Below are 292 nucleotides of genomic sequence, written 5' to 3'. Positions count from 1 at the left end.
CTGGCCGCGAAGGGCCTGACCACCGGCGAGGCCCGGTCGTCTTCATCGACGCCATCCACGTGAAGATCCGTGACGGCGCGGTCGCCAACCGGCCGGTCTGCGTGGCCCTGGCCGTCACCACCGAAGGGCGGCGGGAGATCCTGGGGCTGTGGGCCGGCGACGGCAGCGAGGGAGCCAAGCACTGGCTGCACACCCTTACCGAGATCAAGAACCGCGGCATCAGCGACGTGCTCATGCTGGTCTGCGACGGGCTCAAGGGCCTGCCCGAGGCGGTGGAGACCGTCTGGCCGAA

Annotated in this window: 1 protein-coding gene; it reads left to right on the top strand. The window is 70.2% G+C overall.

All coding sequences use genetic code 11. The features are described 5' to 3' along the window. The coding region (locus IH25_RS0137075; protein ID WP_030621600.1) for an IS256 family transposase at positions 1–292 on the top strand (292 nt) is incomplete at both ends.

This window comes from Streptomyces achromogenes subsp. achromogenes, assembly GCF_000720835.1.
In the GTDB taxonomy this organism is placed as follows: domain Bacteria; phylum Actinomycetota; class Actinomycetes; order Streptomycetales; family Streptomycetaceae; genus Streptomyces; species Streptomyces achromogenes.
The sequence above is the reverse complement of the archived record's forward strand: the minus strand, read 5'-3'. Positions and strand labels throughout refer to the sequence as shown.